Source organism: Actinophytocola oryzae (assembly GCF_004364325.1).
Classification (GTDB): Bacteria; Actinomycetota; Actinomycetes; order Mycobacteriales; family Pseudonocardiaceae; genus Actinophytocola; species Actinophytocola oryzae.
Genome location: NZ_SOCP01000026.1, coordinates 46,885 through 68,355, shown reverse-complemented (window position 1 = coordinate 68,355; position 21,471 = coordinate 46,885). Strand labels below are relative to the sequence as shown.

Sequence of the window (21,471 nt, the reverse complement as noted above, 5' to 3'; positions counted from 1 at the left end):
CGTGATCGAAACAATCTCACGCCACGACCGTAGAACCGAAGGCACTCGTGACCGCCTCGCCCTCCTGATGGGCCAGGCGCGCGCCAACCCCCGGGAGGAGATGACCGAGCTGGCACCGGACCAGCAGTGGGAGGACGTCTCGGCGGATCCGCCCGACCCGCCGCCACGAGAGCCGTGGTGGAGACGTGGCATGACCGGGCGCCTGGTGGCCGAGTGGGTACCCGAGATGTCCGCCGACGCACGTCGTCGACTGACCATGGCGCTCGCCTGCGGGGTTGTCCTCGCAGTCCTGACCACGGTGGGTGTGGCGATCATGTCCGGCGGCGTGGAGCACGAGACGCCGTCGGTGCTGCCGGTGGCGGTCGCGTCCGAGACCAGCGCGGCCGCCGAGCCGTCCATTGTCGTGAGCGTGGTCGGGCAGGTCGCCAACCCCGGCCTGGTCACGCTGCCCGAAGGCGCGCGGGTCGCGGACGCGGTGCGGGAGGCGGGCGGCCCGGCTCCAGGTCTGGATCTCACGACCCTCAACATGGCTCGTCGGCTGGCTGACGGCGAACAGATCTACGTGGGAATCCCGGTGCCGGCAGGTGCCGAGCCGGCTCCAGCGGTTTCGGGGGCGCCGGGCCCGGGGGAGAAGGTCGACCTCAACACGGCGACGCTCGCCGCGCTGGACACGCTGCCCGGCGTCGGCCCGGTGACCGCGCAGCGGATCGTCGACTGGCGGACCGAGCACGGCCGGTTCGACAGCGTGGACCAGCTGCGTGAGATCGACGGGATCGGCCCGACCAAGTTCGCGAAACTGCACGACCTGGTCGTGGCCCGATGAACCGGTGCTGTCCGCCGCCCGCCCGGGACCTCCAGTCGAGGGCGGGGTCATGAGCAGCTGGCTCGGCACGGACACTCGTGGCCGTGCGGACGTGCGCTTGGTGCCTGCCGCGCTCGTCGTGTGGCTCGCGACGATGGCGGGTCTGCTGTTGGGCTGGTGGTGGTCCGCGGTGGGTGCGTTCGCCGGCGCTGTCGCGGGACTCGTGTTGCTGGCCCGTGCGCGCGGCAGGCCGGCCGCTGTCCGGTGGTGGCGGCTCGGGGCGGCGTGGTCGTTGCTCGCGTGCAGCCTGGCGGTCGGGATCTTCGGCACGCCGCGGCTGCGGACGGCCGCCGACGATCCGCTCCGGGACGCCGCGAACGTGGGTGCCACGGGGACGTTCCGGATCGAGATCGCCGAGCGGGCGAAGCCGGTGTTCTCGGCCGGGTTCGGTGGCAGACAGGGCGGCGTCCGTGCGGTCATCCTGCGGGCGCGGCTGGTGACCGCGGTCGTGGGCGGTCGCTCGGTGCCCTCGACCGGAGCCGTCGTCGTGGTGGCGCCCAGTGACCGGTGGCGGGCTCTGCTGCCTGGCCAGCGGGTCGCGGCAACGGCGGCCCTGGCACCTGCCGAACAGGGCACGCTCACCGTGGCCATGCTGCGAGTCCGCGGGCCCCCGCGGGAGGTGGGAGAGGCCTCGGTGTGGCAGCGGATCGCGCAGACGCTGCGATCGGGCCTGCGGGACGCGGCCGGAGTGCTCGACCCGGAACCGCGTGGGTTGGTGCCCGCCCTGGTGGTCGGCGACACCGACGATCTGTCGCCGCAGGTCGTCGACGACTTCCAGGCCGCGGGACTGGCCCACCTTCTCGCGGTCAGCGGCACGAATCTCGCGGTGGTGTGTGTGGCAGTGCTGTTGCTGCTGCGGACACTCCGTTGCGGGCCGCGTGCCGCGGCAGCGGGGGCGATGCTGGCGTTGGTCGGGTTCGTCGTGCTCGCCGGACCGGAGCCGAGCGTGCTGCGGGCCGGGGCGATGGGCGTGGTCGGGCTGCTGGCCCTGGCGGTCGGACGTCAGCGGGCGGCATTACCGGCGTTGGGTGTCGCGGTCATCGTCCTGGTGCTGTGGGATCCCGCCCTGGCGGTGAGTATCGGGTTCGCGTTGTCGGTGCTCGCGACGGGTGGGCTCGTGCTGATCGCGCCTCGCTGGGCCGAGCGGCTCGCCGACGGAGGCGTGCCGCGCGGGCTGGCGCAGGCACTGGCCGTGCCGGCGGCGGCGCACCTCGTCACCGCGCCGGTCGTGGCAGGGTTCGCCGGGCAGGTGAGCATGGTCGCGATCGTCGCGAACCTGCTGGCGGCTCCGGTCGTCGCGCCGGCGACGGTGGTCGGGGTGCTGGCCGCGGTGGTTGCGCCGGTGGCGTCGTGGCCAGCCGAGCTTCTGGTCCGGCTGGCCGGGCCGGAGGCGGACTGGCTGATCTTCGTCGCCCGGCACGGTGCCGAGGTGCCGGGTGCGGTGGTCGCGTGGCCGACCGGGTGGCTGGGTGGGCTTCTGCTCGCCGTGTGTGTCGCGCTGCTGCTGGTGGCGTTGCGCTGGCGTCGGGTACGGGTGCTGGTTGCCGTGATGCTGGTCGGGCTGCTGTTCGTCGTGATCCCGGCGCGGGTCATCGCTCCGGGATGGCCGCCGGACGGGTGGGCCGCCGTTGCCTGCGATGTCGGGCAGGGCGACGCGATCGTCCTCTCGACGGGCGAAGAAGGACGCGCGGTGGTCGTGGACACCGGGCCGGAGGAGGCGCCGCTGACGGCGTGCCTCGACCGGTTGGGTGTGTCGCGGGTGCCGTTGGTGGTGCTGAGCCACCTGCACGCCGATCACATCGGCGGGTTGGACGCGGTGCTGTCGGACCGGGCGGTCGGCGGTGTCGCCGTGAGCCGGGCGCGGGTGCCGGGCTGGGCATGGGAGGAGGTGCGCGACAAGGCGCGAGACGCAGGCGTGCCGGTGGTGCAGCTGAGCGCCGGCCAGCGGTTGTCGTGGCCGGGCCTGGTGATGGAGGTGTTGGCACCGGATGACGAGGAGGTGATGCCGGCTGAGGAGTCGGAGGGCACGGAGATCAACAACGCTTCGCTGGTGTTGCGGGCGGTGACGCCGGCCGGTCGGGTGCTGCTGAGCGGCGACGTGGAACTGGCCGCACAGGCGCGGCTGCTGGACGAGCACCTCGACCTGTCGGCCGATGTGATCAAGGTGCCGCATCACGGGTCGCGCTACACCTCGCCCGAGCTGTTCGCGGCGGTGCGGGCGCGGATCGCGTTGGTGAGTGTCGGAGCGCAGAACCAGTACGGGCATCCCAGCCCTATCACGCTTCGAGCGCTCACCGGCACGGGCGCGTTGGTCCTGCGCACCGACACGAGCGGGGACACCGCGATCGTGGCGACCTCCGCTGGGCCACGGGCTGTGACTCGCGGTCCGTCCAGGTCGCCACCCTGACGACCCGGGCGGCGGGTGGGCCGTGGCTCATGCGGAACTCGGGGTTGGGCCGTGGTGCAGTTCAACCCCGAGTTCGGCCTGGGTTCAGTCCGCCAGTGCGGCGCGGACGGCCTCGGACGACGGGGGGACCGTCGCGCGGGGGCCGATCTTGTCCTCGACGGCGTCGAGGGTCTTGAGGCCGTCGCCAGTGATCAGGAGAACGGTTTCCGCGTCCGGGTCCAGCTGGCCGGTCTCGATCAGCTTCTTCGCCGTGGCCACGGTCACGCCGCCCGCTGTCTCGGCGAAGATGCCTTCCGTCCTGGCCAGTAGGCGAATGCCCTCCACCACCTCTTCGTCCGAGACGTTCTCCACCGCGCCGTTGGTTCGGCGGACCACGTCCAGCACGTAGGGGCCGTCGGCGGGAGCACCGATTGCCAGGGAGCGGGCAATCGTGTCCGGCTTTACCGGAGTCACGACGTCGTGACCCGCCTTGAAGGCCGCCGCCACCGGGGAACAACCCGTGGCCTGCGCGCCAAATACCCGATATTCTTTCGCGTCCACCAGGCCCAGTTCGATCAGCTCACGGAAGCCTTTGTCCACCTTGGTCAGTTGCGAGCCCGACGCGACCGGGACGACCACCTGGTCCGGCAGGCGCCAGCCCAGTTGCTCGGCCACCTCGAACCCCAGCGTCTTCGAGCCCTCCGCGTAGTACGGGCGGACGTTGACGTTCACGAACGCCCAGTCCTCGTGCTCGGCGGCCAGTTCCGTCGCCAGGCGATTCACGTCGTCGTAGTTGCCGTCCACCGCGATCAGGGCGCCGTCGTACACCGCTGTCGTCAGGACCTTCGCGCGTTCCAGGGACGACGGGATCAGCACCACCGACTGCCAGCCCGCCCGCGCAGCCGCCGCGGCCACGGCGTTGGCGAGGTTGCCCGTCGAGGGGCACGCCAGGACCCGGAAGCCCAGCTGCCGGGCGGCGGCCAGCGCCACGCCGACGACGCGGTCCTTGAACGAGTGTGTCGGGTTGCCGGTGTCGTCCTTGACCCACAACGACTTCACACCGAGGGCCGCGGCCAGGCGGTCGGTCTTCACCAGGCGGGTCAGGCCAGGTTCGGTGTTCGGGTGTGCGTCCACATCGGACGGGACCGGCAGCAGGTTGCGGTAGCGCCAGATCGACTTGGGGCCCGCTTCGATCTGGGCCCGGGTGATGTTGCCGAACTCGTACGCGACCTCCAGCGGGCCGAAACACTCCGCACAGGCGAACTCCGCGGCGAGCGGGATCTGGTGTCCACACTCCCTGCAGGTCAGGGCGCGAGCGGGCCCGAGGTCGAGAGTGGTGGTGCCGGCGTCGGCAGTGAGCGTCATCGCGAGGTATCTCCTCATCTGTCCCGCGTGCGGGTCGGAATTGGCACCATGGTCGTCGCCGTCTCGCGGTCGCGAATGATGTGGCTGACGCTGGTTGCCGGGGCTTCTTCGGGCCGATCCCTCTGCCCCTCTGGATGAGCTATATGAAGTTGTCCTGCCGGACACGTTACGGCACGACGCGGTCACTCGGCCAATGTGAGGTCCATCATTCGAGAGAGCGACGGCTCAGGTTCGTGCCCGCCGATCCGCCGAGCCGGGCTGATGCGAGGATGACCGGGTGAAGGCGCCCGCCGTGACACCGCCCGCACTGCAGCTCGTTCTCGGGGACGAGGAACTGCTGGTCGAACGTGCGGTGCAGACCGCAATCGAGACCGCTCGGCTCGCCGACCCGAGTGCCGACATGACCCGCGTGAAGGTGACCGACCTCACCGGGCCCGAGCTGGCCGAGCTCGTGAGCCCCTCGCTCTTCGCCGAGCGGCGGGTGATCGTCCTGGAAGGAGCCCAGGAGGTCGGCAAGGACATGGGCGCGGTGATCACCTCGTACGTGAAGTCGCCCGCCGACAGCGTGCAGCTGGTCGTGCTCCACAACGGCGGCGGACGCAAGCCCGGCAAGGACCTGCTGACCGCCATGAAGTCGGCAGGCGCGCTGGTCGTCGACTGCCCGAAGATCACCAGGCCGCAGGACCGGGAGTCGTTCGTCCGCAACGAGGTCCGGCTGGCCGGCGGACGGATCGAGGCGGAGGCGGTGCGCGAACTGATCGACTCGGTCGGCTCCGACCTGCGCGAGCTCGCCGCCGCGTCCGCCCAGCTGGTCGCGGACACGAACGGCCAGATCACGATCGAGGCGATCCGCCGCTACCACCGCGGCAGGGCCGACGTCACGGGGTTCGCCGTTGCCGAGAAGGCAGTGACCGGCGACATCGCCGGGGCGCTGGAGATGCTGCGCTGGGCGATGCTGCTCGGAGTACCGCACGTGCTGGTGGCCGACGCTCTCGCGGACGCGGTCCGCACGGTCGCGAAGGTGGCCGGGGCGGGCCGCGCCGACCCCTACCGGCTGTCGAGTGAGCTGGGAATGCCGGCGTGGAAGGTGCGTAAGGCGCAGGCCCAGTCCAGGGGCTGGCACCCGGTGGGGCTGGTGGCTGCCATGCAGGTGGTGGCCGAGGTCAACGCGGACGTCAAGGGCGTCGCCGTAGACGCAGGCTATGCCCTGGAACGGGCGGTGCTGCGCCTGGGTGAGGCCCGGCGCCGCAGCTGACGGGTAACGCACAGCGGGGCCGCCTCGGCTTGCGCCGGTGCGGCCCCGCTGGTCAGTTCGAGCTCAGAGCTGGCTCGCCCGCTTCGCCATGGCGGACTTCTTGTTCGCCGCCTGGTTGGCGTGGATGACGCCCTTGCTGGCCGCCTTGTCGAGCTTGCGGCTGGCCTCCTGCAGAAGCTCCACGGTCTTCGCCTTGTCGCCGGAGTCGGCGGCCTCGCGGAACTTGCGGATCGCGGTCTTCACCGAGGACTTGACGGACTTGTTGCGCAGGCGCGCCTTCTCGTTCGTCTTGATCCGCTTGATCTGGGACTTGATGTTCGCCATGGGGCTACTCCTCGATGTCGATCACGGAAGTCGTGCACGCATTTGGGGTGGCCCCGCGAAAGCGGGTTTCCTCCTGGGCGGAACGCCACACGGGCACGACCGGCACAGCTTAACAGCGGGTGACCTGCCTCGGATCAGCGGCCGCCGAGGATGCTCCTGGTCAGGGTCTGGCGCTCGGCCATCAGCTCGGCCAGCGCACCGTCGACCACCTTCTCGTCGAAGGTGCCGCCCTCGTCGATGTGGCGCAGGACCGACCGGCGCACCAGCTCCTTGATGAACGACGCCGTCACACCCTCGGTCGCCTCCACCACGCTTCCCGCGGACGGGAGCACCAGGCTGGTGCTCGCCGCGTACAGGCGGAACAGTCGCTCGCGGCACTCGCCGTCGGGTTTCGGCACCTCCACCGCGAGGTCGACCCTGCCGGGGCGTTGTGTCAGCGCCTCCTCCATGACCTCGACGCGGTTGGTCGTCAGCACGAACGTCACGTCCGCCTCCGAACCGATCCCGTCCATCTCGTTCAGCAGCTCGAACAGCACGGGGTTGCCGTCGGAGCGCGACCGGTCCTCCGCGATCAGGTCCACGTCCTCCACCACGACCACAGACGGCGCCAGGCGCCGCGCCAGCGCGGTCGTCGCACGCAGGTAGCGGAACATCGCCACGCCGCTCAGCACGAACACCGTCGACTCCGGCAACCTGCTGAGCAGGTACCTCACGGTGTGGGTCTTGCCGGTGCCGGGCGGCCCGTACAGCAGGAGCCCCCGCTTCAGGTGCTGGCCCTGCGCCCGCAACGCCTCGGTCTGGGTGGCCGAGCGGACCACGTGCCGTTCGATGAGCGCGAGCACGCCCTCCGGGAGCACCACGTCCGACGCCGCCATCGACGGCCGAGGGAGGAACGTCAGCAGCTGGTTGTGGTGGTGCTCGCTGACCCCGAACGACAGCACCTGGCCGCGGAACGCGTCGTGGCCGCGCATCAGCTTCGAGATCTCCTCGCGGACCGCGGCCGCCGTCGTGCGGTGCGCCGCCAGGATCTGCAGGTGGCAGCGCTCCTCGCCGCGGTCCTCCTGCGCACCCTGGAGAGCCAGCACCACCGGCGACCCGTCCGGCGCCGACGTGCACACCAGGCCCAGCTGGACCGCCTCGGTGGAGGCCGACGGACCGGTCGCCACGGTCGTGTAGTCGACCGCGCCGAGCTGGTAGGTGCTGCTGTAGGCGCTGCCGTTCGTGGCCTCGGCGAGCATGTCGATCACCGTCAGGAAGCCCTTGTTGCCCGCGATGCCGAACCACGCGGCGTCCGGCGTATGCCGCGCGAGGTAGGCGTCCACGCCGCGCTGCAGGTTCACGTGTTCGAACATCGGCAGGTGCAGGGCGACGTTCGGGATCTCGGCCATCGGGCAGCCGAGGTGTCCGGTGATCCGTTCGATGAGCGGCGAGCCGGAGGCGCCACGGAGTGCCTGCTGGGCGGACTCGAACAGCTCCCGTACGGCACGAGCCAGTTCGTGGGCGTCGGTAACGTTCACTCGTCCAGAGTGCCCGTCCTGTCACCTTCCTCGCTTCCGGGACTTTCCTTAGGGGGCCTGCCGCGTCGTGGCATCCCGCCCGTGTCGCGCGGCAGCCGCCCCGCCTGTGACAGCGCCCGGCGCAGCAGGAACTCGATCTGCGCGTTCGTGCTGCGCAGCTCGTCCCCTGCCCAGCGCGCCACCGCGTCGTGGACCGCGGGGTCCAGGCGCAGCAGGACTTTCTTACGCTCCGGCACGCTCAGTGGTACAGCGAACCGGTGTTCACGACCGGCTGGGTGTCTCGGTCCGAGCACAGCACGACGAGCAGGTTGCTGACCATCGACGCCTTCCGTTCCTCGTCCAGGTCCACCACGTCCTGCTCGGCCAGCTCACGCAACGCCAGCTGCACCATGCCGACCGCACCCTCGACGATCCGCTGGCGTGCCGCGACCACCGCCCCGGCCTGCTGGCGGCGCAGCATCGCGCCCGCGATCTCCGACGCGTATGCCAGGTGCGTGATGCGGGACTCGATCACCTCGACACCCGCGGCCTCGACCCGCGCCGCGATCTCGGCGGACAGCTTCTCCGTGATCTCCGTGGCGTTCTCCCGCAGCGACAGCTGGTCGATGCCGTGCGCGTCGTAGGGGTAGCTGGTCGCGATGTGCCGCACGGCGGTCTCGGTCTGGATGGTCACGAACTCGTCGTAGTCGTCGACCTCGAACACCGCGCGGGCGGTGTCGGTGATCCGCCACACCACCACGGCCGCGATCTCGATGGGATTGCCGTCGGCGTCGTTGACCTTGGTCACCGCGGTCTCGTGGTTGCGGATCCTGGTCGAGATGCGCCTGCGGAAGGTGAACGGGTTGATGAAGCGCAGCCCGTCGAGGCGCACGGTGCCGACGTAGCGGCCGAGGAACTGCAGCACGCGTGCCTCGCCCGGCGCGACCATGATCAGCCCCCCGTTGAGGATCACGGCCCCGATCAGCAGCAACACGCCGATGACCAGCAGGACGACGCCGGGCGTGCGCGGGTCGCCGTCCGGGTTGGCCAGCCGCAGGATGCCGATCAGCGCGAGTGCGGCCGCGGCGAGGTAGGCGAGCAGGACGAGGCCGAGCACGGGCAGTCCGGAGCTGCCGAACGCCACGCGCTCGCGGACGTGCGGGGCAGGCATCGTCGGTGTGTCGATGGCGAGATCGGTGTTCATGGTGCGTCCCCTTAGAGGCACTGGTCTAGCAAAGTGATATCACTTTAGCGTACTGTCAAGCCCATGACCGAGGGTGTGGCACTACGACTGTCCCGGCTCTACAAGACGTTCGGTTCGAACATCGCCGTCGACCACGTCGACCTGGAGGTACCTGCCGGCTCGTTCTTCGGTCTGGTCGGGCCGAACGGCGCGGGCAAGACCACGTCACTGTCGATGGCCGTCGGGCTCCTGCGGCCGGACGGTGGCACGGTGACGATCTTCGGCGTCGACGTGTGGGACGACCCGGTGCGCGCCAAGGCCCTGATCGGGGTACTGCCTGACGGTATGTCGATGCCGGAGCGGCTCACCGGGCGCGAATTGCTCACCTACATGGGTCTGCTGCGCGGCATCCCGGCACGCACGGTGACCGAGCGGACCGACGAGCTGCTGGCCGTCCTGGAGCTGACCGACGCGCAGCACAAGCTGGTGATCGACTACTCGGCCGGTATGCGGAAGAAGATCGGGCTCGCGGTCGCCCTGCTGCACGCGCCGCGCCTGCTGGTGCTCGACGAACCGTTCGCGGCGGTGGACCCGGTGTCGGCGTCGACGATCCGCACGATCCTGCAGCGGTTCGTGACCTCCGGCGGGGCGGTGATCCTGTCCAGCCACGTGATGGCGCTGGTCGAGCAGCTGTGCACACACGTGGCCGTGATCACGCGCGGGCGTGTGGTCGCGGCGGGCCCGGTCGACCTCGTGCGGGGCGCCACGAGTCTGGAGGAGGCGTTCGTGCACATCGTCGGTGGCCGGACCGGTGGTGGGGAGGGACTGTCGTGGTTGGCGTGATGATCCGGATGCGCTGGCGCGTGCTGCGGCACTCGCTGCGCGGCAAGCAGGCGGCGGTGACCGTCATCGGGTTCCTGTTCGGACTGCTCGCCGCCGGGGCCACGTTCGCAGTAGCTGCCGCGGACTTCGACGAACCCGGGGTGCAGGTCGACCTCCTCGCGGCCGTCTATCTCATGTGGACGTTCGGCTGGCTGGTCGCGCCGATCCTGTCGGGTGGCGGGGACGAGACGCTGCGGCCGGAGCACTTCGCGTTGCTGCCGCTGACACCACGCCGGCTGGCCGCGGGGCTGCTCGGCGCGGCGTTCGTCGGTGTGCCGGCCATCGTCACCGCCATCGCCTTCTGCGGGCTGTTGGTGCTCGCGGACGGCGCACACGTCGTCGTCGCGGTGTTCGCGGTGCCGTTGCAGCTGGTGTTCGTCGTGCTGCTGTCACGCGTGACGATCGCGGCACTCGGCGCCGCGCTGCGCTCCCGACGCGGCCGGGACCTGGGGATCCTGCTCGCCGCGCTGGTCGGTATGTCGGGGTTCGTCGTGCAGTTGCTGGTCAGGACTTTCGGACCGATGATCGCCTCGGGCGACTCGCCAGTGCTGTCGGCGGTCCTGCGCTGGTCGCCGTCCGGGTGGGGAACCGCCGCCGTGACGTCGTCGTGGCCGGTCGCGCTCGCGGGTCTGGCCGGGCTGGCGGTCGCGGACGCGGCGCTGCTCGCGCTGTGGGGTGTGCTGCTGGTGCGCAGGACGACACGGGTCGCGTCGTCCGAGGGCCCGGCACACGGCCGGTCGTTCAGCAGCAGGACGCCACTCGGCGCGGTCGTCGGCAAGGAACTGCGGACGTGGGCCCGCGACGCGCGGCGGCGGGTCGCGCTGATGTCGACGGTGCTGGTCGGGTTGATCCTCACGGTCCAGCCGCTGGTGTCCGGCACCGGCGGGCCGTCGCCGTACGGGGGAATCATGCTGGTGGCGTTCGGGTCGCTGATGGCGGGGAACCTGTACGGGATGGACGGCAGCGCGTTGTGGCACACGCTGGTCGTGCCGGGTGCCGCGAGCGTCGACGTGCGTGGGCGGCAGTTGGCGTGGACGATGATCGTCGGCCCGGTGGCTCTGGTACTCGCGATCGTGCTGCCCGCGGTGACCGACCCCGGGCTGTACCCGTGGGTGCTGGGTCTCGTTCCCGCGCTTCTCGGCGGTGGGGGAGGGCTGGTGGTGCTGTTGTCGGTGTTCGCCGCTTACCCGATGCCCGATCGGAAGGCGAGTCCGTTCGCGGCAGGCAGGAGCCCTGGTTTGCTGCGCGCCCTGACGCAGCTGGGCATCGGCCTGCTGCTGGCGGTGGTGGCACTGCCGGTGGTGGCAGTCGTGATCCTCGGTAAGGCCCTGGACGCGCCGGTGGTCGAGTGGCTCGGCCTGCCGGTGGGGATCGCGGTCGGGGTGCTGATGTTCTGGTGGTGGGGTGGTATCGCGGCACGCAGACTCGCCGCGCGGGGACCGGAACTGCTGGCCCAGGTGGCGAAGCCGGTCTAGCGGAACAGGCGGGTCGAACGGGAGCGGCCGCTGATCGAGGAGAAGATCACCGAGAACCTGACCGAGGCGGAACGGGAGCACCTCGCGGCCGCCATCGCGAAGATCCACCAGTCGGCCGGTGACCTCCTCGGCGGCCCGGTGGACCCGGAAATCTGAACCCGCCCTGTCAACAGGGTGACGTGCTGACGTACTCCCCCGGTAGTACACACATGGTCGGCATTACCCCGTGGTATGTATTTCAGGTCCACTCCCGGGTCCGACGATTTTTCCGCCGTCTTCGCCCATGATTGGTGCATGAACAGGAAATCGTTGTGGCAGGCGGGAATCGCTGTCGCGGTGGTCGGGGCGGTGAGTGTCGGTGCGATCGGCATCGCGTCGGCGTCCGACGGACCGGTGCGGCCGGCGGCACAGGGGACGACCGACGCGACACCTGACGGCCATCCGTGGCACGGCGGCCCATGGGGCGGTGGACCACGTGGCCCGTTCGGTGGCGGCCCGTTCGGTGGTGCCCTCGACGACGTGCTCGGCGCCGACGTGACCGACTTCGTGCACGCGGAGGTCGTACTGGCCAAGGAGGGCGGCGGCACGCAGACGGTGTTGGTGCAGAAGGGATCCGTCACCGACGTCAGCGGCACCGGCGTGACCGTGAAGAGCGCCGACGGCGTCACGGCCACGTACACGGTCAACGGCGACACCAAGGTCCACGGCGACTCCGACGCGATCGGCTCCGTCGCCAAGGACGAGGAAGTGGTCGTCGTGGCACCGAAGTCCGGTGACGACCACACCGCGACCGTCGTGGTGGACCTGACCGACCTCGGCTGGAAGTGATCGGCCCCTCGGGCGTGAAGCCGGAGCGGCACCAGCAGCTTGACAACTCCACAGAGATGATTCACATCGGTACAGCCGACCGGCCGGTGTCACCCGGGATGGGTACGGTCATCCCGGGCGCCGAGTGCCGGGGCTGACTACCGTTGGCGGCATGCTGAACTGGACCACCGGGCGGCTGCCCGCCGTCGTCTACGACCTGGGGGTGCGGCACGAGTGGCTGGCGCGGCCGGTCGGGTCCCTGCTGTGGGGGACGGACACCCGTGAGCTGTACAGCACCATCCGCACGCTGGCCGTCCTGCCCGCAGGCACGTCCGTGCTCGACGTGCCGTGCGGCGGCGGGCCGGTCCTGCGTGGGGTTCGGCGCGACATCCGTTACGTGGCGGCGGATATCTCGCCGGTGATGCTCGGCCGTACTCGTCGGGAGGCGCGGCGGCGAAGCCTCGACGTGACGACCGTCGAGGCGGACATCGCGCGGCTTCCCTTCGCCGACAACGACTTCGACGTGTGCGTGAGCTTCAACGGGTTGCACTGCCTGCCGGAGCCCGCGTTCGCGGTGCGGGAGTTGGCGCGGTGCCTTCGGCCGGGTGGCCGCCTGATCGGCGACACGCTCGTCCTCGGTGCCGGCCGGCGTCAGGACCTGGCGATCACCGTGTTGCGACGGCTGGGTCTGTTCGGTCCGGGTGGTACCTCGGACGACATCGTGCGGTGGCTCACCGACGCCGGTCTGCGTGTGGACCGGCTCGAGCACTCGGGAGCCGTGACCCGGTTCGCGGCGACCCGCTGAGTCGTAGCGGGCCGCCGCGTGGGGGTCAGACCGAGGCGCGGCGGCGCGCCCTGAGCAAGCCGGCACCACCGACAAGCAGCAACGCGCCGAGTGCGACCAACGGCGCGATCGGCGAGCCGGTCTCCGCGAGACCCGACGCGGACGCCGGCGTCGTGGAGGTGTTGTCACCCGTGTCAGTGCCACCGCCGGGTGGGAGGGTGGCACCGTCCAGGGCGATCGTGACCGTGACCGGGTCCAGATCCGCGCCCGCGTCGTAGAAGCCGGCGAAACCGGCCGCTCCTTCCGCCGTCAGCTTTGCAGGCAGGGCGGTGTAGGTGACCACGCCGTCGGCGACCGTCGGGGCGGCCGTGCCGAGCGTCGCGAACACCACGTCGTCCAGTTCGGTGAACTCACCCGTCTCCAGGCTCTTGCTGCGGACGTCGAGCACCAGTTCCGCGCTGCCGTCGGCGAACCGCACCTGTGGCTGCGAGATGGTCAGGTCCAGCTGGCCGTCGTGGCCGGTGAACCGCACCCCGCCGGAGAACGCGACCTGGCCGCCCGTCCCGGCCTCGTACTCGGCGGAAGTGACGGTCTCCCAACGGAACTCGCCCGTCACCCCGTCGAGGGTCCACGAACCGTGGGCGATCGGTCCGCGCACGTAGTTGCGGAACGACTGCTTCAGGCCCCAGTCGAGACGCGCGTTCGTGACTCCGGCCGGCTGCTCGGGAGTGGTCGTGGGGTCGGTCGGGTCCGTGGGGTCGGTCGTGCTGAAAGACAGTGGCGTGAAGAACTCGTGTGCCGCGTTGACCGCGCCACCAGCCGCGTAGGTGATCACTCCACAGGTGTCGACCGTGCAGTCGGCCACACCGTCGGTCACGGCCGTCAGGTCGAGCGTCGTGGAGAAGGTGCCCTCCGACGTCAGCTCCGCGAAGTCCGGGTTCGTGCCGGTGGGGTCCAGGATCGCCCTGGACGCGGCGGGCAGCACCCACTTCTGGTCCAGCACGGTTCGAGCGGCGGACGGTGCGCCCTCCGAGGGCTTCCAGGGCTGGGCGATCTTCGCGAACACCACGTACACACCGGTCCGCTGTCCCGCGAGCGGCGGGCGGGTGCCGACGTTGGCCGCGGGGTCGAAACCGTTGCCCGTCACGGTGATCGTCTCGCCGGTCGGGTCGAGGCCCGATGTCTTGCTCACGGTCACCGCGGGCTCCCACACCGGGTCGGGTGCCGCGGTCACGGCGAACGACAGCGGGTCGAGCGCGGTACCGGCGGGGTAGAAGTCGGCGAAGGCCGGAGCACCGGCCTCGGTGAGCGTCGCGGCCACGTTCGTGCCGGTGACCGTGTCCGTGCCGGTGAGGTCCGCCGCGGAGAGAGTGGCGAACTCGACGTCGTCGTAGGTGGTCAGCTGGCCGGAGGACAGCGACTTGCTGACAACGTCCGCGACGAGCGTGCCACCGGAGGCGGTGAGTGTGACGCGGATGTCCTCGATCGTCATGTACAGCAGCGGTCCCGAGCCGCTGTCGTGTCCGGTGAACTCGACCTTGCCGGTGAACGCCAGCTCGGCGCTGTTCGCGTCGGCGTCGACCGAGCCGGTCGCCGACGGGAACCGGAACGTGCCGTCGGCGTTCTTCGTCGCGCCGTCGCTCGCGGTGATGGTGCCGTGCGCGATGGGGCCGCCGATGTAGCTGCGGAACGACTGCTTGACGCCCCAGTCGAGTTGACCGCCGGACACGGTCGCGGCCTGCGCGGTGCCGACCAGTGGGCCCGCCAGGAGGCCGAGCGCGACGACCAGTCCCGCGGCGAGCGGTCTGGCCTTGGTGGTTCGAGTGGACATGGTGAGCTGACTGCTCCTTCTTCCGAGGGACCGGGCAGCTCCGTGGTGGTGGGGAAGTCAGCGGGTACGTCTTCTTCTGCGCAGCACCAGTACGACGACCGCGGCGAGCAGGACCGCCGCGGCGCCGCCTAGCCACCAGCCCGTACGGCTCGGACTCGTTGGCGCGGCGGTGTTCTCGACGGCAGGTGCGGTCGTGGACGTGGTCGTCGTTGTCGTCGCGGACGTGGTGGTCGTGGTCGTGGTCGTGGTCGGAGTCGTGGTGGTCGGCGGTGGTGGTGGTGGGGGTGCCGCGGTCGTGGTCGTCGTCGTTCTCGGGGCGGGTGGCAGACCGAACGCGAGTGGGACGCGCGCGTCCTGCGAGCGGTCGGACGTGCGGGTGTGGTCGGCGCGCGTGACCGCCGCGCACCGGACCTTCGTACAGTCCGTGCCGGTGACCGGGTCGACGGCAACCACCGAGAGGGTCACCGTGAACGTGCCGCCCGGCCCGTAGGGCGTCGCGAGCCCCTGCCCGTAGCTGGGCGGGTTCGACGAGATCCACTTCGACCCGCCCGCGCCGCCACTCGTGTCGGCACCGCCGAGACACGGCGTGGGCACCTGGCCGGGCCCGTTGTCGACACACACGGCCACGTAGATGCCCTTGGTGACGTCGAACCCCGACCCGCTGACGGTGATCGTGTCGCCGGCCGGATCAAGCCCGGTGCTCTTCGACACACTGATGCCCGGCGCTGCCCATGCCGGTGCCGCCGTCGCGAGCAGCGCGGCGGAGACCATGACCAGCACCGCCGCGATTCGTCCACTTGGCACTAGAAGGGCCGCCAATCATTAGGTTAGGCTGAGTTTACTGAGGGCAGCCTAACCTTAGGGATGTGCGGGTGACAATGACCGATCTTGCGTTAGGGAGCCTCTCGACCCGGTTGCGCGACGCGACGAAGGAGGAGCACGAGCGCACCGAGTCGTCGCCGTTCGTGGTCGCGTTGATGGCCGGCGAGCTGGACCGGAACGCGTACGCGGCGATGCTCGGCCAGACGTACCTCTTCTACGTCGTGATCGAGGAGGCGGGGGAGCGATGGCGTGGGGACGCCGTGGTGGGGTCGTTCGTCTCGGACGCTCTGCTTCGACGTGACGCGCTGGAGGCCGACCTCGCGTGGCTGTTCGGCCCCGGCTGGCGGGACGAGGTCGCGCCCCTGCCCGCGACCAGCCGCTACATCGACCGACTTCGGCAGGTGTGTTTCTCGTCGCGCAGCGGGTTCGTGGCCCACCACTACACGCGCTACCTCGGTGACCTGTCGGGCGGGCAGATCATCCGTGCCAAGCTGCGGTCGCTGTACGGGCTGACCGGCGACGGCGTGCGGTTCTACGTGTTCGACCAGATCGCGAAGCCGAAGGTGTTCAAGGACGACTACCGCGCACTGATCGACACCGCCGAGTGGGCCGCGGGCGAGCCGGCCAACCTGCTGGCGGAGGCGAACGAGGCGTTCCGGCTGAACCGCGGGGTCTTCGACGACCTGGGCAAGGCGCTGGGGGTCGGCTGGGTGGGCTCGTGCGAGCAGTAGGCCTGCTCCTGGTGCTCTTCCTGGCGGGCTGTGGCGGGGTGGCGACCGGCGCGCGGTCGGCACCGACCGCGCTGGCGCTGTCCGGCCCGGCCTCCGCCCGGCTCGCGGACGAGGACGTGCACCCGGTCGCCCACCCGACACCGGCGCTGCCGGTGACCGTGCGCTCCTTCGACGGCGAAGACGTCCGGGTGTCCAGTGTGGACCGCATCGTGGCGGTCGACCTGTACGGGACGCTGGGGGAGATCGTGTTCAGCCTCGGGCTCGGCGACCGGGTGGTCGGGCGGGACCCATCGACCGGGTTCCCCAGCGCGGCGGACGTGCCGGTGGTGACGTCCGGTGGCCACGACCTGAACGCCGAGGCCATCCTCGACCTGGACCCCACGGTGGTGCTGACCGACACGAGCATCGGTCCGCCGGAGGTGCAGGAGCAGTTGCGGGAGGCCGGCATCCCCGTGGTGTTCTTCGACCCGACGCGAACGTTGACCGGCGTGGCGGGACACATCCGCGCGGTGGCGGCAGCTCTCGGGGTGTCGGCTGCGGGCGACGAACTCGTGTCCGAAGTGGATGGCGAGATCAGGGCGGCCCGAGCGCTGGCGCCTGCCGGGACGCCGCCCCGCGTGACGTTCCTGTACGTCCGGGGCTCGGCGGGCGTGTACCTGATGTCGGGGCCGGGTTCCGGTGCGGACGCGATGATCGAGGCGGTCGGCGCCACCGACGTCGGCACGGACATCGGGCTCGACAAGCCGTTCGTGCCGATCACGAGCGAGGGCATGCTCAACGCGCAGCCGGACGTGATCCTCGTGATGACCGAAGGGCTCGAGTCGGTCGGCGGGGTGGACGGACTGCTCCGCATCCCGGGGGTGGCGCAGACGCCCGCGGGGCAGTCGCGGCGGATCGTCGACGTGGCGGACACCGACCTGCTGGGCTTCGGTCCCCGCGTCGGCCGGACGATCACGGCGCTGGCGAAGGTGCTGTATGAGGGTTAGGTGGCCGCTCGTGCTCGGGTTGGCGGTCGGGTTGGTCGTGATGGTGCTCGTCGCGGCAGGCAGCGGCCAGGTGGCGGTCCCACCCTTCGAGGTGATGGGGTCGGTGTTGCACCACCTGGGGATCGACACCGGCCCGCTGCCGACGCATCCGCAGGGGGAGAACGCGCTGTGGGCGGTGCGGTTCCCGCGTGTGGTGCTGGCCGTCCTCGTCGGCGCGTGCCTCGGTGTGGCAGGCGCGTTGCTGCAGGGGGTGTTCGGCAACCCGCTGGCCGAGCCCGCGGTGATCGGGGTCTCGTCCGGCGCCGCGGTCGGCGCGTGCACGGCGATCGTGTTCGGCATCTCCCTGCTCGGGAACCTGACGGTCGCGGCGGCGGCGTTCGTCGGCGGTCTCGGGACGACGCTGGCGGTGTACTGGCTCGCGCGGTCGGGTGGGCGGACCGAAGTGGTCACCCTGGTGCTGACGGGGATCGCCGTCAACGCGTTCGCCTTCGGGGTGATCGCGTTCCTGACGTTCGTGGCCGATCCTCAGGCGCGGGAGCAGATCATCTTCTGGCAGCTCGGGAGCCTGAACGGCGCGACGTGGTCCGCGGTGTCCGCCGTGGCGCCCCTGGCGCTCGTAGGCTTGGTGCTGGCGGCGTCGGTGGCCGGGCGGCTGGACCTGCTGTCGCTGGGTGAGGGCCCGGCACGGCACCTGGGCGTCCACGTGGAGCGGCTGCGGCTCGTCGTGGTGTTCGCGGTGGCGCTGCTGGTCGGGGCGGGAGTCGCGTTCACGGGGATCGTCGGGTTCGTGGGGTTGGTGGTGCCGCACGTGATCCGGATGGTGGCGGGACCCGCGCACCGGTCGCTGCTGGCGGCGAGCGCGGTGGGTGGCGCGCTGGTGCTGGTGGCGGCCGACCTGCTGGCCAGGACGGCCGTGGAGAACGCGGAACTGCCGCTGGGGATGCTCACCTCACTGGTAGGCGGCCCGTTCTTCTTCTGGCTGCTCCGCCGCACGAGAAGCCGCCAGGGCGGGTGGGCGTGATGCGGGGGCCGACGACGCCAGGCCACGGAGGTGGGACGGCATGAGGCTGGGAGTGCGGCGCCACCCGCCCGCGTGGCCGGAAGCCGGAGAGCCCCTCGCCACCATGTCCGGCGTCGGGGTCTCCCGCGGTGGTCGGGAGGTGCTCAGGGACATCGACCTGACGCTGCGGGCCGGGGAGGTGCTCGCGGTCGTCGGTCCCAACGGCGCGGGCAAGTCCTCGCTGGTCAGCCTGCTTTCGGGGGACCTGTCGGTGGGCTCTGGCAGTGTGTCGGTCGGTGGGCGGCCCGTGGAGCGGTGGCGACCGAGGGAGCTGGCGCTGTGGCGGTCGGTCCTGCCGCAGCACACGACCGTGGCCTTCCCCTTCACCGTCCGGCAGGTGGTGGAGATGGGAAGGGCGCCGTGGGCGGGCATGGCGGAGGCGGCGGACGACGAGACGGTCGTGACGGAGGCCATGGCCGAGACGGAGGTGACGGAGTTCGCAGAACGCACGTTCGGCACGTTGTCCGGCGGTGAGCGGGCACGGGCGGCGCTCGCGCGGGTGCTCGCGCAGCGCACCCCGATGGTGCTGCTCGACGAGCCGACGGCAGCCCTCGACCTGCGACACCAGGACCTGGTGCTGCGGGTGGCGGCCGAGCGGGCACGGACCGGCGCAGGGGTGCTCGCGGTGCTGCACGACCTCAACCTGGCAGCCGCCCACGCCGACCGGCTCGCCGTGGTCGCGGCGGGTGAGCTGCGGGCGTGCGGACCGCCGTCGGTGGTGCTGACCAGCGCGTTGCTGACCGAGGTGTACCAGCGGGAGGTGGAGGTGCTGGAGCACCCGCGCACGGGCACTCCACTCGTGCTGCCGGTTCGCTGAGGTCACCTACGCGCACATGGGACGATAGGTCGTACCCATGACACGCGAGGAACCCGAGTGACGACTTTCGCCGACACGACGTTCACCAATCCTGAGTTGATCAGGAACTTCTGCATCATCGCGCACATCGACCACGGCAAGTCGACCCTTGCCGACCGGATGCTGCAGCTCACCGGCGTCGTCGAGGAGCGGGCGATGCGGGCGCAGTACCTGGACCGCATGGACATCGAGCGTGAACGCGGCATCACGATCAAGGCGCAGAACGTCCGGCTGCCCTGGCAGCTCGACGGTCAGGACCACGTGCTGCACATGATCGACACGCCCGGCCACGTCGACTTCACCTACGAGGTGTCCAGGGCGCTCGAGGCGTGCGAGGGCGCCGTCCTGCTGGTCGACGCGGCCCAGGGGATCGAGGCGCAGACCCTCGCGAACCTCTACCTCGCGATGGAGAACGATCTCACGATCATCCCGGTCCTCAACAAGATCGACCTGCCCGCGGCGGACCCGGACAAGTACGCCGAGGAGATCGCGCACATCGTCGGCTGCGAGCCGAGCGACGTCCTGCGTGTCTCGGCGAAGACCGGCCTGGGGGTCCGCGAGCTGCTGGACGAGATCGTGCGGCTGGTGCCCGCGCCGACGGGCGTCGACGACGCGCCACCCCGGGCGATGATCTTCGACTCGGTGTACGACACCTACCGCGGCGTGGTCACCTACATCCGTGTCGTGGACGGCAAGATCACGCCGCGGCAGCGCATCAGGATGATGTCGACGGGCGCCACGCACGAGCTGCTCGAGGTCGGCATCATCTCGCCGGAGCCGAAGCCGAGTACCGGTCTGGGTGTCGGCGAGGTCGGCTACCTGATCACGGGTGTGAAGGACGTCCGGCAGTCGAAGGTCGGCGACACGGTCACGGCAGAGAAGCGCGGCGCGACCGACCCACTCGCCGGCTACCGCGAGCCGAGGCCGATGGTCTACTCGGGACTGTATCCGGTGGACGGTTCGGACTACGCGGACCTGCGTGAGGCACTGGACAAGCTCCGCCTGAACGACGCGGCACTGAGCTACGAGCCGGAAACCTCCGCTGCGCTGGGCTTCGGCTTCCGCTGCGGCTTCCTGGGGCTGCTGCACCTGGAGATCGTGCGAGAGCGCCTGGAACGTGAGGCAGGCCTGGACCTGATCTCGACAGCGCCGAACGTGGTCTACCGCGTGGTGCTGGACGACGGCAGCGGCGACGTGACGGTGACGAACCCGTCGGACTGGCCGGAGGGCAAGATCGCCGAGGTGTACGAGCCGATGGTGAAGACCTCGATCATCGCACCGAGCGACTACATCGGCGCGATCATGGAACTGTGCCAGAGCAGGCGTGGCCAGCTCGGCGGCATGGACTACCTGTCGAGCGACCGCGTGGAGCTGCGCTACACGATGCCGCTGGGCGAGATCATCTTCGACTTCTTCGACACCCTGAAGTCCCGCACCCGCGGCTACGCGTCCCTGGACTACGAGCCGACGGGCGACCAGGCCGCCGACCTGGTGAAGGTCGACATCCTGCTGCAGGGCGAACCGGTGGACGCCTTCTCGGCGATCGTCCACCGCGAGTCGGCCTACGGCTACGGCACCAGGATGGCCTCGAAACTGCGCGAGCTGATCCCGAGACAACAGTTCGAGGTCCCGATCCAGGCAGCGATCGGCGCAAGGGTCATCGCCCGCGAAACCGTCCGCGCCATGCGCAAGGACGTCCTGGCGAAGTGCTACGGCGGTGACATCACGCGTAAGCGCAAGCTGCTGGAGAAGCAGAAGGAGGGCAAGAAGCGCATGAAGATGGTGGGCCGCGTGGAGGTCCCCCAGGAAGCCTTCGTAGCCGCCCTGTCCACCGACGAGTCCCCGGACAAGACCAAGAAGAAGTAGGCGCTATCGGGACCCGAGCGGCAGCGGCAGGACCAAGGCGTCGAAATGCGGCGCGTCCGAATAGGGGCGCAGCTTGGCAACCTTGTGCCAACCCCACCGGGCGTACGCGGTCTGGGCGGAGGCGTTGTCCTCGCGAACGAGGAGCGTGGCGCGTTCTTCCGTACGACCGCCGAGCAGGGCGTCGTGCAGCGCGTGCGCGACGCCCTTGCCCTGCCACTCGGGCACGACCATGAGTTCGTTGAGCGCGAACGTGCGCCGGCCGGTCTCGTCGGTGAAGCCCTCGTCAACGGGTGTCGTCAGCCCTTCCCACCAGCGTGCGTTGGTCGGAAGGGCATACCCGAACGCCAGACCGACGGGTGTGCTGTCCGCATGGGCCGCGACCAACTCGAACCCCGGTGCACGAAGGTATCCCCGAACTCGCTCGACGAACCGCTCGGTCGAGTAGAAGGGGGTGTCGATCACGTCGGCATGGCTCGCCTCGTAGACCGGTGCTACCACCG

At 70.5% G+C, this 21,471-nt stretch carries 20 protein-coding genes and 1 riboswitch; of the genes, 12 read left to right on the top strand and 8 right to left on the bottom strand.

Translation table 11 applies throughout. The features are described 5' to 3' along the window. The first annotated feature begins 1 nt into the window (after window position 1). Both CLV71_RS43430 and CLV71_RS43425 read left to right on the top strand, forming a co-directional pair. Entirely contained in the window at window positions 2-823 is an 822-nt protein-coding gene (locus CLV71_RS43430; protein WP_243867363.1) for a ComEA family DNA-binding protein, read from the top strand. Window positions 824-872: 49 nt separating this feature from the next. Further along, the gene (locus tag CLV71_RS43425) at window positions 873-3,269 is read left to right on the top strand and encodes a ComEC/Rec2 family competence protein (protein WP_133908819.1); all 2,397 of its coding nucleotides are present in this window, start codon (window positions 873-875) and stop codon (window positions 3,267-3,269) included. A gap of 84 nt (window positions 3,270-3,353) precedes the next feature. Here the strand turns inward: CLV71_RS43425 and thrC are convergent, their stop codons facing one another. Next, window positions 3,354-4,613 (bottom strand): threonine synthase, encoded by a 1,260-nt coding sequence (gene thrC, locus CLV71_RS43420; RefSeq protein WP_133908818.1) that lies wholly within the window; start codon window positions 4,611-4,613, stop codon window positions 3,354-3,356. 11 nt (window positions 4,614-4,624) lie between these two features. Further along, window positions 4,625-4,754: riboswitch (SAM riboswitch) on the bottom strand. Window positions 4,755-4,890: 136 nt separating this feature from the next. On the opposite strand from thrC, the gene holA reads away from it, so the two are divergent. Continuing rightward, window positions 4,891-5,868: a DNA polymerase III subunit delta gene (gene holA / locus CLV71_RS43415; protein ID WP_133908817.1), complete on the top strand. Its 978-nt coding sequence runs from the start codon at window positions 4,891-4,893 to the stop codon at window positions 5,866-5,868. Window positions 5,869-5,931: 63 nt separating this feature from the next. On the opposite strand, the gene rpsT is transcribed toward holA, so the two are convergent. The 4 genes from rpsT to CLV71_RS43395 form a co-directional block, all read right to left on the bottom strand. Next, entirely contained in the window at window positions 5,932-6,192 is a 261-nt protein-coding gene (gene rpsT / locus CLV71_RS43410) for a 30S ribosomal protein S20 (RefSeq protein WP_133908816.1), read from the bottom strand. A gap of 134 nt (window positions 6,193-6,326) precedes the next feature. After that, complete coding sequence (locus tag CLV71_RS43405; protein ID WP_133908815.1) at window positions 6,327-7,709, bottom strand: ATP-binding protein; 1,383 nt, start codon at window positions 7,707-7,709, stop codon at window positions 6,327-6,329. Further along, window positions 7,706-7,945: a type II toxin-antitoxin system antitoxin gene (locus CLV71_RS43400; protein ID WP_133908814.1), complete on the bottom strand. Its 240-nt coding sequence runs from the start codon at window positions 7,943-7,945 to the stop codon at window positions 7,706-7,708. The genes CLV71_RS43405 and CLV71_RS43400 overlap by 4 nt, the downstream gene beginning before the upstream one ends. A gap of 2 nt (window positions 7,946-7,947) precedes the next feature. After that, the gene (locus CLV71_RS43395; protein ID WP_133908813.1) at window positions 7,948-8,892 is read right to left on the bottom strand and encodes an SPFH domain-containing protein; all 945 of its coding nucleotides are present in this window, start codon (window positions 8,890-8,892) and stop codon (window positions 7,948-7,950) included. A 63-nt stretch (window positions 8,893-8,955) separates the two neighbouring features. On the opposite strand from CLV71_RS43395, the gene CLV71_RS43390 reads away from it, so the two are divergent. From CLV71_RS43390 to CLV71_RS43375, 4 genes are all read left to right on the top strand, one after another. Next, window positions 8,956-9,714: an ABC transporter ATP-binding protein gene (locus CLV71_RS43390; RefSeq protein ID WP_133908812.1), complete on the top strand. Its 759-nt coding sequence runs from the start codon at window positions 8,956-8,958 to the stop codon at window positions 9,712-9,714. Further along, window positions 9,702-11,228, top strand: a complete 1,527-nt coding sequence (locus CLV71_RS43385; protein WP_133908811.1) for a hypothetical protein — start codon at window positions 9,702-9,704, stop codon at window positions 11,226-11,228. The genes CLV71_RS43390 and CLV71_RS43385 overlap by 13 nt, the downstream gene beginning before the upstream one ends. Window positions 11,229-11,522: 294 nt before the next feature. Then, a complete protein-coding gene (locus tag CLV71_RS43380) occupies window positions 11,523-12,056 on the top strand; it encodes a hypothetical protein (protein ID WP_133908810.1) in 534 nt (177 codons plus the stop codon). Window positions 12,057-12,207: 151 nt separating this feature from the next. Continuing rightward, window positions 12,208-12,840, top strand: a complete 633-nt coding sequence (locus CLV71_RS43375) for a class I SAM-dependent methyltransferase (protein WP_133908809.1) — start codon at window positions 12,208-12,210, stop codon at window positions 12,838-12,840. 25 nt (window positions 12,841-12,865) lie between these two features. On the opposite strand, the gene CLV71_RS43370 is transcribed toward CLV71_RS43375, so the two are convergent. Next, window positions 12,866-14,650 carry an HtaA domain-containing protein gene (locus CLV71_RS43370; RefSeq protein WP_133908808.1) on the bottom strand — a complete coding sequence of 595 codons (1,785 nt, stop codon included), beginning with the start codon at window positions 14,648-14,650 and terminating at the stop codon, window positions 12,866-12,868. Between the two features lie 57 nt (window positions 14,651-14,707). Continuing rightward, complete coding sequence (locus CLV71_RS43365; protein WP_208298014.1) at window positions 14,708-15,454, bottom strand: neocarzinostatin apoprotein domain-containing protein; 747 nt, start codon at window positions 15,452-15,454, stop codon at window positions 14,708-14,710. Between the two features lie 74 nt (window positions 15,455-15,528). Between CLV71_RS43365 and CLV71_RS43360 the strand changes: the two genes are divergently transcribed. From CLV71_RS43360 to lepA, 5 genes are read left to right on the top strand one after another with little or no spacing between them, the layout of a single operon-like run. Beyond that, complete coding sequence (locus CLV71_RS43360; RefSeq protein WP_133908806.1) at window positions 15,529-16,203, top strand: biliverdin-producing heme oxygenase; 675 nt, start codon at window positions 15,529-15,531, stop codon at window positions 16,201-16,203. Then, window positions 16,191-17,189, top strand: a complete 999-nt coding sequence (locus CLV71_RS43355) for a heme/hemin ABC transporter substrate-binding protein (protein WP_166664493.1) — start codon at window positions 16,191-16,193, stop codon at window positions 17,187-17,189. Before CLV71_RS43360 ends, CLV71_RS43355 begins: the two co-directional genes overlap by 13 nt. Continuing rightward, window positions 17,179-18,210, top strand: a complete 1,032-nt coding sequence (locus CLV71_RS43350; RefSeq protein ID WP_133908805.1) for a FecCD family ABC transporter permease — start codon at window positions 17,179-17,181, stop codon at window positions 18,208-18,210. Before CLV71_RS43355 ends, CLV71_RS43350 begins: the two co-directional genes overlap by 11 nt. Before the next feature lie 40 nt (window positions 18,211-18,250). Then, window positions 18,251-19,066 carry a heme ABC transporter ATP-binding protein gene (locus CLV71_RS43345; protein WP_133908804.1) on the top strand — a complete coding sequence of 272 codons (816 nt, stop codon included), beginning with the start codon at window positions 18,251-18,253 and terminating at the stop codon, window positions 19,064-19,066. A 57-nt stretch (window positions 19,067-19,123) separates the two neighbouring features. Further along, complete coding sequence (lepA, locus tag CLV71_RS43340; protein WP_133908803.1) at window positions 19,124-20,971, top strand: translation elongation factor 4; 1,848 nt, start codon at window positions 19,124-19,126, stop codon at window positions 20,969-20,971. A gap of 3 nt (window positions 20,972-20,974) precedes the next feature. On the opposite strand, the gene CLV71_RS43335 is transcribed toward lepA, so the two are convergent. After that, a complete protein-coding gene (locus tag CLV71_RS43335) occupies window positions 20,975-21,433 on the bottom strand; it encodes a GNAT family N-acetyltransferase (RefSeq protein ID WP_208298013.1) in 459 nt (152 codons plus the stop codon). Between the last annotated feature and the right edge of the window lie 38 nt (window positions 21,434-21,471).

Excerpts from the sequence above, each read along its gene's own strand:
- CLV71_RS43375 (WP_133908809.1), top strand. The coding sequence starts at position 12,208 with ATGCTGAACTGGACCACCGGGCGGCTGCCCGCCGTCGTCTACGACCTG.
- CLV71_RS43350 (WP_133908805.1), top strand. The coding sequence starts at position 17,179 with ATGAGGGTTAGGTGGCCGCTCGTGCTCGGGTTGGCGGTCGGGTTGGTC.
- CLV71_RS43380 (WP_133908810.1), top strand. The coding sequence starts at position 11,523 with ATGAACAGGAAATCGTTGTGGCAGGCGGGAATCGCTGTCGCGGTGGTC.
- thrC (WP_133908818.1), bottom strand. The coding sequence starts at position 4,613 with ATGACGCTCACTGCCGACGCCGGCACCACCACTCTCGACCTCGGGCCC.
- CLV71_RS43395 (WP_133908813.1), bottom strand. The coding sequence starts at position 8,892 with ATGAACACCGATCTCGCCATCGACACACCGACGATGCCTGCCCCGCAC.
- rpsT (WP_133908816.1), bottom strand. The coding sequence starts at position 6,192 with ATGGCGAACATCAAGTCCCAGATCAAGCGGATCAAGACGAACGAGAAG.
- CLV71_RS43360 (WP_133908806.1), top strand. The coding sequence starts at position 15,529 with ATGACCGATCTTGCGTTAGGGAGCCTCTCGACCCGGTTGCGCGACGCG.
- CLV71_RS43345 (WP_133908804.1), top strand. The coding sequence starts at position 18,251 with ATGAGGCTGGGAGTGCGGCGCCACCCGCCCGCGTGGCCGGAAGCCGGA.
- CLV71_RS43390 (WP_133908812.1), top strand. The coding sequence starts at position 8,956 with ATGACCGAGGGTGTGGCACTACGACTGTCCCGGCTCTACAAGACGTTC.
- CLV71_RS43425 (WP_133908819.1), top strand. The coding sequence starts at position 873 with ATGAGCAGCTGGCTCGGCACGGACACTCGTGGCCGTGCGGACGTGCGC.
- CLV71_RS43370 (WP_133908808.1), bottom strand. The coding sequence starts at position 14,650 with ATGTCCACTCGAACCACCAAGGCCAGACCGCTCGCCGCGGGACTGGTC.